Below are 12,037 nucleotides of genomic sequence, written 5' to 3' on the forward strand. Positions count from 1 at the left end.
TTCCTGTTTTTGCTTCGTGCGCATCAGCCGCTGCGCGCAAGATTGCTTGCTATGCTCCGATCACCATGGACAAGACCGCGCCAAAAATCAAATATGCGCCCCGGCAAAAGCAATTCCGGTCTGCGAAACTGGTGCAGGCCGCAACTCACGAGGAAACCATGCAGTTCAAACACGTCACGCTCGATCTCGATGGTTCGGTCGCGATCCTCAAGCTCGACCATCAGGAGGTGATGAACGCGGTCTCCGTGGACATGCTGGGCGGTCTCTCAGAAGCGCTCGACACGATCGAGGAGAAGAAGGACGAGGTGCGCTGCGTGGTGCTGACGGGCGCAGGGCGGGCGTTCTGCACCGGGGCGAATCTCCAGGGCCGCAACAACCAGTCGAAGAAGACCAAGGCCGGCCTGACGCTCGAGACCGGCTTCCATCCCTTCCTGCGCCGCATCCGCAATCTGCATTGCCCGATCGTGACCGCGGTCAACGGCCCGGCGGCCGGCGCCGGCATGAGCTTCGCGCTGCTCGGCGACATGATCCTGTGCGCGCGCTCGTCCTATTTCCTGCAAGCGTTCCGCCGCATCGGTCTGGTGCCGGATTGCGGCTCGACCTGGCTCTTGCCGCGGCTGATCGGCAAGGCACGCTCGATCGAATTGTCGTTGATGGGCGAGCGGCTCCCGGCCGATAAGGCGCTGGAATGGGGCCTTGTGAATCGCGTCTATGATGACGGCGTGCTGATGGAGGAGGCGATGAAGCTTGCGCGCGACCTCGCCAGCGGCCCGACGGTCGCGCTGTCGCTGATCCGCAAGCTGTACTGGGACAGCCCGGAGAATTCCTTCGAGGATCAGCTCAATCTCGAATTTCAGTGCCAGCTCCATGCCGGCGACACGGATGATTTCCGCGAAGGTGTTGGCGCCTTCCTAGAGAAGCGTCCGGCGCAGTTCAAGGGCAAATGATCGAGGCTGAGCTTTCCCGCAGCGTTGCGCGCTGGTGCGAGGGGGCGACCGGCGTGACCGGCGCGGCCAAGCTGTCCGGCGGCGCCAGCCAGGAGACCTGGCGCTTCGACATCGTGCATCCCGACGGGCCGATCGGTGCGATCCTGCGCCGCTCGCCGAAGGGGTATGGCGCGGCGCCGACGCGCGCGGCAGGTCTCGGCGCGGAGGCGCAGCTGATGCAGCTTGCCTATGAGGCCGGCGTGCCGTCGCCGCGCGTGATGCATGTGCTCACGCCGGACGACGATCTCGGCACCGGCTTCATCATGCAGCGGGTCGAGGGCGAAACCATCGCGCGCAAGATTCTGCGCGACGACGAGTTTGCGGCGGCGCGGCCGCGTCTCGCACGGCAGATCGGCGGCGTGCTCGCGAAGCTGCACGGGCTGCCGCGGGACAAATTGCCCGAGCTGCGCAGCCGGTCCGCGACGGAGGAGATCTCTGAGTTCGAACGCGATTATCGCAGCCTGGACTGGCCCAAACCCGTCTTCGAGCTGGCGCTGCGCTGGCTCCGCGACCACGATCCGGGCCCTTCGGCCGAGACGACGCTGGTGCATGGCGATTTCCGCAACGGCAATCTCATCATTGGCGCCGACGGCCTGCGCGCGGTGCTGGACTGGGAGCTCGCCCATCTCGGCGATCCCATGGAGGATCTCGGCTGGGTCTGCGTCAACTCCTGGCGCTTTGGCGAGATCGACAAGCCGGTCGGCGGCTTTGGCTCGCGTCAGGAGCTGTTTGCCGGCTATGAGGCGGCTGGGCGCAAGGTCGATCCATCGCGTGTCAAATTCTGGGAAGTGATGGGCACGCTGCGCTGGGGCATCATGTGCGGCGGCATGATGCAGCGCTTTCGCGAGGGCCCGGACCATTCGATGGAACGCGCCATGATCGGCCGCCGCGCTTCCGAGACCGAGATCGATCTGTTGCGGCTGCTGGCGCCGCGGGGGAGTTGACCATGCAGGACGAGCCGACCCCGATCGAGCTGACGAAGTCAGTCGCCGATTTCCTCCGCAACGACATCGCGCCGCTGATCTCCGGCCACCAGGCCTTCAAGCTGCGCGTCGCCATCAACATCCTCGACCTCGTGACGCGGCAATTGACGCTGGAGGAGGGGAGCGACGCCGCTGAGGCGGAGCGGCTGCGTGCTCTGCTCGGCATGGACGGCTCGGTGACCGATCTCAACCGCACGCTGGCCGAGCGCATCGCCAAGGGCGAGGTCGATCTAGCGACGCCCGGCCTTGCCGAGCATCTGTGGCAAACGACCATGGACAAGCTTGCGGTGGACCAGCCGAATTACGCGTCGTACAAACGCGAACTCTCGCGAAGCGGGTAGGCGGTACTACACTCTCTGCTGTCATCGCCCGCGAAGGCGGGCGATCCATGTATCCAGAGGCGGCATTGATTGAGCCGAGAAGCCGCGGCGTACTGGATGCCCCGGTCCAGCCGGGGCATGACGGCGGTGATGAGCCGAGCGACCCTTCACTTCCCCACCCATTTCGGCGGCCGCTTCTCCGCAAACGCCTTCGGACCCTCGATGTAGTCCTGGGACGCAACCATCGCCTTCACGGCCGGATATTCCCGCTGCTCCTCGATCGCCTGCTCCAGCGACACGCCGAGGCCCTTCTGGATCGCCTGTTTTGACGCGCGGATCGACATCGGCGAATTCTTGGTGATCATCTCGGCCCAGCGCAGCGCGGCCGTCAGCGCTTCGCCCTGCGGCACCACCTCGTTGACGAAGCCGAGTTCGAGACCCTCCTTGGCGCTGACATGGCGCGCGGTGAGGATCATGCCCATGGCGCGCTTGAGTCCGATCTGCCGCGGCAGCCGATGCAGCCCTCCGGCGAGTGCGGCCAGCCCCACGCGGGGCTCGGGCAGGGCGAAGGTCGCGTTCTCCGAGGCGATGATGAGGTCGCAGGCGAGCGCGATCTCGAAACCGCCGCCCATGGCGACGCCGTTGACCGCGGCGATGATCGGCTTGTCGCAGTCGAAGCGCGCAGTGAGGCCGGCAAAGCCGCCCTTGTCCCAGCCGCGCTTGCCGCCGGCCGCCTGCCACTTCAGATCGTTGCCGGCGCAGAACGCCTTATCGCCGCTACCGGTGACGACCGCGATCCATTGCTCGGGGTCGGCGGAGAAATCGTCAAATACCTTTTGCAGCTCGAAATGCGCGTCGGTGTGCAGCGCGTTGTAGACCTCGGGCCGCGACAGCGTCACGATCGTGATCGGCCCCTTGCGTTCCACCTTGGAAAATTTCAGCTCCATCGTGCGCTCCCGCAGTTTCTCGTGAAGGAATATTGCCGGAATACTACCGCGCCTCCGCGCTGGAGCACCATCGAATTGCGCAATGCGCCTTGCGCATCTCACACGTCTCCCATTGCTTGACTTGGCGGCGCTCTTCTCACCTTAATCGTGCGAAGCAAAGCTGCGCCCAGCGCCTTAACGCAAAACGAAAAAATCATCCGGGAGAGAGCCGTGGATTTCTCGCTGCCTGCCGATCTCGTCGCCTATCTCACAGAGCTCGACCTTTTCATCGAACGCGAGATCAAGCCGCTGGAGGCGGTCGACGATAACATCCGCTTCTTCGATCACCGCCGCGAATGGGCGCGCACCGATTTCGAGAATGGCGGCCTGCCGCGCCACGAATGGGAGGCGCTGCTGCGCAAGGCCAAGGATCTCGCAGACGCCGCCGGTCATTTGCGTTTTGCGGTGCCGAAGCAATATGGCGGCAAGAATGGCTCCAACCTCTGGATGGCGGTCATCCGCGAGCACTTTGCCGCCAAGGGGCTCGGCCTGCACAACGACCTCCAGAACGAGCATTCCATCGTCGGCAACTTCCCCGTCGCCACCATGCTCGATCGCTACGGACGCGACGACCAGAAGGCGATGATCGACGGCTCGATCAAGGGCAAGTACCGCATCACCTTCGGCCTGACCGAGCCAAATCACGGCTCCGACGCCACCCATATGGAAGCGCGCGCGGTGCCCGCGACCCGTGACAACGTCAAGGGCTGGATCATCAACGGCGAGAAGATGTGGACGACCGGCATGCACGTCGCCACGCATTGCGCGCTGTTCGCGCGCACGTCAGGCAATGACGGCGATGCCCGCGGCATCACCTGCTTCCTGGTGCCGGCCACGAGCCATGGCGTGAAGATCGAAGAGTATATGTGGACCTTCAACATGCCGACCGATCATCCCCGCGTCAGCTTTACGGACGTGTTCGTGCCGGAGGATGCGCTGTTCGGCGAGGACGGTCGCGGCCTGTCGCTGGCGCAATGTTTTGTCCATCAAAACCGCATCCGGCAGGCAGCGAGTTCGTTGGGGGCAGCGGTCTACTGCATCAACGAGAGCGTGAAGTATGCGCGCGAGCGAAAACCGTTCGGCAAGGCGCTGGCCGAGAACCAGGCGATCCAATTCCCGCTGGTCGAGCTTGCGACGCAGGCCGAGATGCTGCGCCTGTTGATCCGCAAGACCGCCTGGGAAATGGACAAGCTCACCGAGGAGCAGATCGAGCGCACGCTCTCCGACCGCGTCTCGATGTGCAACTACTGGGCAAACCGCCTGTGTTGCGAGTCTGCCGACCGCGCCATGCAGGTTCACGGCGGCATGGGCTATTCACGCCACAAGCCGTTCGAGCACATTTACCGCCATCACCGCCGCTATCGCATCACCGAGGGCAGCGAGGAGATCCAGATCCGCAAGGTAGCGGGATTTTTGTTCGGCTATATGGGGCCGGGGAAGCATTGAGGGATTGTTGCGCGCAGTCTCTCCCCGGAGTCGTCCCGGCGAAGGCCGGGACCCATTACCCCACGGAGAAGTCGTTGCGCGAGACGGCAACTCCGAGTTTTCGCAAAACCCAATCCTGTGGCTATGGGTCCCGGCCTTCGCCGGGACGACGATGTGGCTGGAGTGGTGCTAATTCACCCTTCTATCCTTCCCCGCCCAATACGGCTCCCGCAACTGCCGTCGCAAAATCTTGCCTGAGGGATTGCGCGGCAGCGCCGGCAAAAACTCCACGCTCTTCGGCGTCTTGAAGCCGGCGATGCGCTCGCGCGTGAAGTTGATGATGTCGGTGGCGGTCGCCTGCTTGCCGGGCTTCATCACCACAACGGCCTTCACCGCCTCGCCCCATTTGTCGTCGGGTATGCCGATCACGGCAGCTTCCGCGACGTCGGGATGATCGCACAGCGCGCTCTCGACCTCGGCCGGGTAGATGTTTTCGCCCCCGGAGATGATCATGTCCTTGATGCGGTCGTGGATGTAGAGATAACCGTCTTCGTCCATGTAGCCGGCATCACCCGTGCGCAGCCAGCCGTCGCCGCGCAGCGTCGCGGCGGTCGCTTCCGGCAGGTTCCAGTAGCCGGCCATGTTGGAGCCCGAGCGCGTCGCGATCTCGCCGACCTCGCGCGGCGGCAGCGGCTTGCCGTCAACGTCTAGGATCGCGATCTCGACGCCCGGCAGCGCCTTGCCGGCCGAGCGCATCCGCTCCAAGCCCTCGATATGATCCTCCGGCGGCAGCGCGACGATGGTGCCGGTGGTCTCGGTCATGCCGTACATTTGCACGAATCCGCATTTGAAGATCTCGATGCATTCTTTCAGCAGCGCCGCCGGTATCGGCGAGGCGCCGTACAGCATGTATTTCAACCGGGAGAAATCGATTGTCTTCGCGCGCGGCTGCCGCACCACGAACTGCATCGCCGCCGGCACCATGAACAGCTTTGTGATGCCGGACTGCTCGAAGAAATCCAGCACCTTGGTCGGATCGAACTCGCGCGCGATCACGCCGCGGGCGCCGTGGTAGAGCCCCATCACGCCCCAGCCGGAGCCGCCGATATGGAAGATCGGCATCGCGACCAGCGACACGTCGTCGGTCGACCATCGGTTCCACTCCGGCTTGTCCTCGGCATTGCCTGTTTGCACCAGGTTGAGGAAGTTCGCATGCGACAGCATCGCGCCCTTCGGCTTGCCTGTCGTACCCGAGGTATAGAGCTGGATCGCGATGTCCTTAGTGTCGATCGGCACCTTGGGATCGTCGCCACTCTGTGCATCGCGCCAAGCTGTAAAATCCTGCCATTCCGGCGCGCCGCCTTCGGTGGTGATGACGCTGCGCACGCCCGGCAACTGGTCCTTGATCTGGCGGACCTGGGTGATGAACTCAGGTCCCACGAACAGCACCGGCGCTTTGCAGTCGCTCAGGATGAAGGCGACCTCGGGGCCCGCGAGCCGCCAGTTCACCGGCGCCATCACCACGCCGGCCTTCATGGCACCCATCAGCAGCTCGAAATAGTTGTCGCTGTTCTTGCCGAGATAGGCGATGCGCTCGCCCTTGTTCACACCCATCGCGATCAGCGCATTGGCGACGCGATTCGTCTTGATGTCGAACTCGGCGAAGCTGGTGACACGACCTTCGAACTCGAAGGCGATGGCATTGCCGCGGCTCTTGGCGCGCTCGCGCACCATGTCGGTGAGGTCAGCCAATGGCTGTGTGGTGGACATGTCTCTCCCGTGACGTCTTGTTCTTATGCCGCGGAGTGTGGCGTCATCCGCGGGCGAAGACAAGATGGGAGAGGGTACGCCATGGCTTCAGCGTCGTCGTCTTGGCGAAAGCCAGGACCCATAGCCACAAAACGCAATTCGGCGAAGACTGGCCATGGCCAATCTTCGCCAAAGAACATTCGGTGATAATGGGTCCTGGCTTTCGCCAGGACGACTACGGAGAGAGCCTCAGCCCCGCTTCGCACGGTCCTTTTCATTCTGCGCCATGATGCTCTCGCGTGCGGTTTTCCAGTCGTCGTCGCTCCAGTCGCGGAGCTGGTAGAAATTGCCGCCCATCGCGAGCGCCTGCGCGCCGTCCATGGCGATGGTCTCGCCGCTGATCCAGTCGCAACCGCCGGAGATCAGGAACACGGCGACGTTCTGCAATTCCTCCATGGTGCCGACGCGGCCCATCGGGTTCATCGCCTTGGTGCGCGCGCCGGCTTCGTCACCGGGCTTGATGCGCTTGCTCATGCCCTCGGTCGGGATCTCACCCGGCGCGATCGTGTTCAGCCGGATGCCGTAGCGGCCCCATTCGGTGGCGAGCGACATCGTCATGGCATGGATCGCCGACTTGCTCATCGCCGACGGCACCACGTAAGGCGATCCGTTGCGCACCCAGGTCGTGGTGATCGAGACGACGTTGCCGGGCTGCTTCAACGCGATCCAGCGCTTGCCGACCGCCTGCGTCACGTAGAACGTGCCGTGCATGACGATGTTGGCGACGGCGTCAAAGCCGCGCGGCGACAGCTCCTCGCTGCGCGAGATGAAATTGCCGGCGGCGTTGTTGATGAGGTCGGTGAGGGGGCCGTCGCGAAAGATGGTCTCGATCATCTCCTCGACCGCGAGCGCGTTGCGGATGTCGACGCCGTGGCTGGTGACGCGGCCGCCATGCTCGGCCATCAGCTCGGTCGCGGTCTCGTCGCAGACGATCTTGCGCCGGCCGCAGATGTGGACTTCCGCGCCGAGCTGGAGAAAGCGCGCCGCCATCGACTTGCCGAGCCCGGTGCCGCCGCCGGTCACGAGGATGCGCCGCCCCGCCAGAAGATTTTCCTTGAACATGGCTGTTTCCCCCGTCGCGATTGTCGGTTAATTGATCGATTGACTAAATCCGGCCGCCGGCTTCCTGTAAAGCGGCACCGAACAAGAACAGCCGGGAACCAGGGGAGAATTCATCCATGGAAGAGCGCGTCTCGATCTCGATCTCGGAAGGCGTCGCCGACGTGCGGCTGGTGCGCGCGGACAAGATGAATGCGCTGGATCAGGCCATGTTCGAGGCCCTTGTGGCCGCAACGGATCGGCTTTCGAAGGAAAAAGGCGTGCGCGTCGTGGTGCTGTCCGGCGAGGGCCGCGCCTTCTGTGCCGGTCTCGACATGGGGCGTTTTGCCGCCATGAAGGAAAAGGGGGGCAATGGAATTCCGGGTGGCGAAAATCGCGACCTCACCAAACGCACGCACGGCCAGGCGAATTTTGCGCAACAGGCCGTGTGGGGCTGGCGCCAGCTTCCGGTCCCCGTGATCGCGGCGATCCAGGGCGTCGCCTTCGGCGGCGGCTTCCAGCTCGCACTCGGCGCCGACATGCGCTTCCTCACGCCCGATGCGCGAATGTCGGTGATGGAAATCAAATGGGGTCTGGTACCCGACATGGCGGGCACGCCGATCCTGGCTTCGCTCGTGCGCGACGACATCTTGCGCGATCTCACCTACACCGGCCGCATCTTCTCCGCGCAGGAGGCGATGGCTTACGGTCTCGCCACGCGCATCTGCGACGACCCGCGCGCTGCCGCGCTCGACGTCGCGCGCGAGATCGCGGGAAAAAGCCCCGATGCGATCCGCGCCGCGAAACGCATGCTCAACAATCTCTCGGTCGATCCGGGCCCCGCGCTACTCGCCGAGTCCGTCGAGCAGCAGAAGTTGATCGGCAGCGCGAACCAGACCGAGGCGGTGCGTGCCAATCTGGAGAAGCGCGCGCCGAAGTTTGCGGATTAGCGCAGACCTCATCCCGAGGAGCCGCGAAGCGGCGTCTCGAGGGATGGGCCACGGGCTCTCATGGTTCGAGACGGCGCCTTGCGCCTCCTCACCATGAGGGGCAACTTCAACAACAAAGAAAAACAACAATGAGCGAAACCTCAAATTTCCTCGGCATCGTCTCCGGCGGGCGCAGCCGCTCCCATGCCGAGGTCGCTGATCGTGCCGACCGCATCGCGAGCGGTCTCAGCCAGATCGGCGTCAGGCAGGGCGATTGCGTCTGCATGCTGATGCGCAACGACATCGCCTTCATCGAAGCCGCCTATGCCGCCATGCGGCTGGGCGCCTACGGCGTGCCGATCAACTGGCACTTCAAGCCGGAGGAGATCAACTACATCCTGAACGACACCGGCACCTCCGTGCTGATCGGCCATGCCGACATGCTGCATGCCTTGCGCGATGCGATTCCCCAAGGCGTCACCGTGCTCAGCGTGCCGACGCCCCCGGAGATCCTGTCCAGCTACAAGATCGATCCCGATCATCTGAAGACGCCGGACTTCGCGATCGATTTCGAATCCTGGCTCGCAGAGCACCAGCCCTATGACGGCCCGGTCGGGCCGCAGCCCATGAACATGATCTACACCTCGGGCACGACAGGCCACCCCAAGGGCGTACGGCGCAACGCGCCGACGCCGGAGCAGGCGGCTGCCGGCGAGCGCATGCGCGCGATGATCTACGGGCTCAAGCCCGGCGCCCGCACGATCCTGCCGGGCCCGCTCTATCACTCCGCGCCGAACTCGTTCGGCATTCGCGCGGGAAAACTCGGCGGCGCACTGGTGCTGATTCCCCGCTTCGAGCCCGAGGAATTTCTCGAGCTGATCGAGCGCTACAAGATCGACACCATCTTCATGGTGCCGACCATGTTCATCCGCCTGATGAAGCTGCCGGAGGAGGTGCGCAAGCAATACGACGTCTCCTCGCTCCGCCACATCATTCACGCCGCAGCACCCTGTCCGGCGGACGTCAAGCGCGCCATGATCGAATGGTGGGGGCCGGTGATCTATGAATTCTACGGCTCGACCGAATCCAGCGCCGTCACCTTCGCGACCTCCGAGGACGCGCTGAGGAAGCCCGGCACCGTCGGCAGGATTTCGCCCGGCGCCGAGCTGCGCTTCATCGGTGAGGACGGACGCGTGCTGGGTGTAGGCGAGATCGGCGAGATCTACTCGCGCATGGCCGGGATGGCCGATTTCACCTACCACAACAAGCCGGAGAAGCGCGCCGAAATCGATCGCGACGGCTTCATCACCTCCGGCGACGTCGGCTATATCGACGAAGAGGGCTACGTCTTCATCTGCGACCGCAAGCGCGACATGGTGATCTCGGGCGGCGTCAACATCTATCCGGCCGAGATCGAGTCCGTGCTGCACGCGGTGCCCGGCGTGCATGATTGCGCGGTGTTCGGCATCCCCGATGCCGAGTTCGGCGAAGCGCTGATGGCGGTGGTCGAGCCGCAAGCCGGCGTTACGCTGGATGCCGCCGAAATCCGCACCCGCCTGAAGGCCTCGCTTGCCGACTACAAGGTCCCAAAGCACATCGAGATCCGCACCGGGCTGCCGCGCGAAGACTCCGGCAAGATCTTCAAGCGGCGCCTGCGCGATCCCTATTGGGAGCAGGCGGGGCGGAAGATCTAGCGGTGCGTAGCCCGGGTGAGCGAAGCGATACCCGGGATAACAACCAGTAAGACCCGGATGTCGCTTCGCTCATCCGGGCTACACGAGCACGCGAATACGTGAGCGGCTTTATCGATCGCAACCTCGCGCATCGTGCTATACTCACGGGATCATTGACCTTCGGATCATCCCATGGCTCCCGTTTCCATCCTGCTAAACCTGCTCTGGATTCTCATTGGCGGCGCCTGGATGGCGCTCGGCTGGCTGGTCGCTGCGGTCATCATGGCGGTCACCATCATCGGCCTGCCCTGGGCGCGGGCGGCGTTCAATATCGCCGTCTACACGCTGATGCCGTTCGGCTCGCGGGCGGTCAGCCGCTATGAGGTCACCGGTGTCGAGGATGTCGGCACCGGCCCGCTCGGGGTGATCGGCAACATCATCTGGTTCGTGCTCGCCGGCTGGTGGTTGGCGCTCGGCCACCTCTTCACCGCCGTGGCCCTCGCGATCACCATCATCGGCATTCCCTTCGCCTGGGCCCACCTCAAGCTCGCCGGCATCGCGCTCTGGCCGATCGGCAAGGTGATCGTGCCGGCTTAAGGCAAACTCGTAGGATGGTAGAGCGCCAGCGAAACCCATCAAACCGTCCGCTGATGACGAAGCATGATGGGTTTCGCAAGCGCTCAACCGATCCTGCGCTGATTCGAAGTGGACCACGACTGCTTTCAACGCGGCATAAGTATCCTGCCCCTCCGCAATGCGTCACATTTCATTGCAACTTTTTCCCGACTTCATTGTTGACGAGCGGGAGCGAACGCGGGCGCAATGTGCCGCGGCTGGCCCTTGGTTCATTCTTATCGGGAGGCGATTGCATGAAGTGGCTTTGCTTGGTGGGCTTTGTGGCGGGGGCCGTTGCTTTGACACCCACACCTTCTGCTTCGGCGATGCCCGTTGCCAAGCCGGACACACTGGGCGCGTCTCAGACTGACACCATCGAGGTCAAGGGCGGCCACGGACATGGCGGTGGCCACGGGTGGGGTCATCGCGGCGGCCGTGGTCATCATTACGGCTGGGGCAGAGGCCGAGGCCATCACTATGGCTGGCGGCACCATCACCACTGGTAAGCGTCACTATTGTCCCGAGATTGGAGTCGGGTGGCCGCTCAATGCTTCCGACCCACAATCCCTCGCGTTGCCCGACGGGCAAAACCCGCCACATGCAGGTCAATCGATCGGTTCTCCAATATTCTGATTGACCGAATTCGCTCCTTCGGGTAAACCGCAAACTATTCCGGCCCGCTAAAAAGGGCGTTTCGCGATCGTCACGATACGTGAGCCGGGATGCGATGGACGCGGCAGCGCCGGCGCGTGACGAGATGGCAGGGCGGGCTACGCCTGTGAGTCATCGCGATCCGCGCGAACGACCCGGCGCGGTCACAGCGGTTCTTTTCGGCTTCGGTGGCGAGCACGCGCGAGCTTCCGGATGTCCGGGGAGGGACGTCCGCGGACGGCAAAAGCGTGTGGTCCTGACGCCCGGGGTCTGTGCGTGAAGGCTTGCGGTGATGTGCGGCCCGACCGGGTGGGCGCATCGATCATCTGCGAGGCGACGGGGACAATAGTGCATCGCTGCCCGGGGAGAGCGCGCCATAAGCCGTAAAACCATTGCGCAGGGAAGGCCGGGATGGTCCGGCATCACCTGTGGTTACCCCCGCGTGCGTTTTTCGCGTGTGCGGACCCTGGGTGCCAGCCGGCGCCCGGCCTTCCCTGCGCCCTTTTTTATCGATGAGGGCGAAACGACAGCAAAACTCGGGCCCCGCGCCGCGAGACCGCGGACGTGTGCGCGCGTCCGTCGGCAAGGCGCATTTCTCCCATGATAGGTGATGTTGCCGCGC

10 protein-coding genes are annotated in these 12,037 nt (G+C 64.0%); 7 read left to right on the forward strand and 3 right to left on the reverse strand.

Annotated features, from left to right (window positions below; genetic code table 11):
• Positions 1-158 precede the first annotated feature (158 nt).
• The 3 genes from AC0L3B_RS01335 to AC0L3B_RS01345 are packed head-to-tail and all read left to right on the forward strand — an operon-like array spanning position 159 to position 2,310.
• Positions 159-947: an enoyl-CoA hydratase/isomerase gene (locus AC0L3B_RS01335; RefSeq protein ID WP_026233276.1), complete on the forward strand. Its 789-nt coding sequence runs from the start codon at positions 159-161 to the stop codon at positions 945-947.
• Entirely contained in the window at positions 944-1,930 is a 987-nt protein-coding gene (locus tag AC0L3B_RS01340) for a phosphotransferase family protein (protein WP_018456973.1), read from the forward strand. Before AC0L3B_RS01335 ends, AC0L3B_RS01340 begins: the two co-directional genes overlap by 4 nt.
• A 2-nt stretch (positions 1,931-1,932) precedes the next feature.
• Positions 1,933-2,310 (forward strand): DUF6285 domain-containing protein, encoded by a 378-nt coding sequence (locus AC0L3B_RS01345; protein ID WP_026233275.1) that lies wholly within the window; start codon positions 1,933-1,935, stop codon positions 2,308-2,310.
• Between the two features lie 146 nt (positions 2,311-2,456).
• On the opposite strand, the gene AC0L3B_RS01350 is transcribed toward AC0L3B_RS01345, so the two are convergent.
• Positions 2,457-3,236, reverse strand: coding sequence for an enoyl-CoA hydratase-related protein (locus AC0L3B_RS01350; protein ID WP_018456971.1), 780 nt, complete (start codon positions 3,234-3,236; stop codon positions 2,457-2,459).
• Between the two features lie 210 nt (positions 3,237-3,446).
• Here AC0L3B_RS01350 and AC0L3B_RS01355 point away from each other — a divergent pair, with 210 nt between their 5' ends.
• Positions 3,447-4,721 (forward strand): acyl-CoA dehydrogenase family protein, encoded by a 1,275-nt coding sequence (locus AC0L3B_RS01355; RefSeq protein ID WP_018456970.1) that lies wholly within the window; start codon positions 3,447-3,449, stop codon positions 4,719-4,721.
• A gap of 168 nt (positions 4,722-4,889) precedes the next feature.
• Here AC0L3B_RS01355 and AC0L3B_RS01360 read toward each other — a convergent pair whose 3' ends face one another.
• Positions 4,890-6,470, reverse strand: coding sequence for a fatty acid--CoA ligase (locus tag AC0L3B_RS01360; RefSeq protein ID WP_473379925.1), 1,581 nt, complete (start codon positions 6,468-6,470; stop codon positions 4,890-4,892).
• Between the two features lie 228 nt (positions 6,471-6,698).
• Entirely contained in the window at positions 6,699-7,571 is an 873-nt protein-coding gene (locus AC0L3B_RS01365) for an SDR family oxidoreductase (RefSeq protein ID WP_018456968.1), read from the reverse strand.
• 116 nt (positions 7,572-7,687) lie between these two features.
• On the opposite strand from AC0L3B_RS01365, the gene AC0L3B_RS01370 reads away from it, so the two are divergent.
• The 3 genes from AC0L3B_RS01370 (at position 7,688) to AC0L3B_RS01380 (ending at position 10,746) form a co-directional block, all read left to right on the forward strand.
• Complete coding sequence (locus tag AC0L3B_RS01370) at positions 7,688-8,497, forward strand: crotonase/enoyl-CoA hydratase family protein (RefSeq protein WP_018456967.1); 810 nt, start codon at positions 7,688-7,690, stop codon at positions 8,495-8,497.
• 128 nt (positions 8,498-8,625) lie between these two features.
• Positions 8,626-10,170: an acyl-CoA synthetase gene (locus AC0L3B_RS01375; protein ID WP_018456966.1), complete on the forward strand. Its 1,545-nt coding sequence runs from the start codon at positions 8,626-8,628 to the stop codon at positions 10,168-10,170.
• A gap of 171 nt (positions 10,171-10,341) precedes the next feature.
• Positions 10,342-10,746: a YccF domain-containing protein gene (locus tag AC0L3B_RS01380; protein WP_018456965.1), complete on the forward strand. Its 405-nt coding sequence runs from the start codon at positions 10,342-10,344 to the stop codon at positions 10,744-10,746.
• Positions 10,747-12,037 lie beyond the last annotated feature (1,291 nt).

This window comes from Bradyrhizobium sp. Kon56 (genome assembly GCF_055807635.1).

Coding starts and splice junctions, on each gene's coding strand:
- AC0L3B_RS01380 (WP_018456965.1), top strand. CDS start 10,342: ATGGCTCCCGTTTCCATCCTGCTAAACCTGCTCTGGATTCTCATTGGC.
- AC0L3B_RS01345 (WP_026233275.1), top strand. CDS start 1,933: ATGCAGGACGAGCCGACCCCGATCGAGCTGACGAAGTCAGTCGCCGAT.
- AC0L3B_RS01340 (WP_018456973.1), top strand. CDS start 944: ATGATCGAGGCTGAGCTTTCCCGCAGCGTTGCGCGCTGGTGCGAGGGG.
- AC0L3B_RS01375 (WP_018456966.1), top strand. CDS start 8,626: ATGAGCGAAACCTCAAATTTCCTCGGCATCGTCTCCGGCGGGCGCAGC.
- AC0L3B_RS01335 (WP_026233276.1), top strand. CDS start 159: ATGCAGTTCAAACACGTCACGCTCGATCTCGATGGTTCGGTCGCGATC.
- AC0L3B_RS01370 (WP_018456967.1), top strand. CDS start 7,688: ATGGAAGAGCGCGTCTCGATCTCGATCTCGGAAGGCGTCGCCGACGTG.
- AC0L3B_RS01365 (WP_018456968.1), bottom strand. CDS start 7,571: ATGTTCAAGGAAAATCTTCTGGCGGGGCGGCGCATCCTCGTGACCGGC.
- AC0L3B_RS01360 (WP_473379925.1), bottom strand. CDS start 6,470: ATGTCCACCACACAGCCATTGGCTGACCTCACCGACATGGTGCGCGAG.
- AC0L3B_RS01350 (WP_018456971.1), bottom strand. CDS start 3,236: ATGGAGCTGAAATTTTCCAAGGTGGAACGCAAGGGGCCGATCACGATC.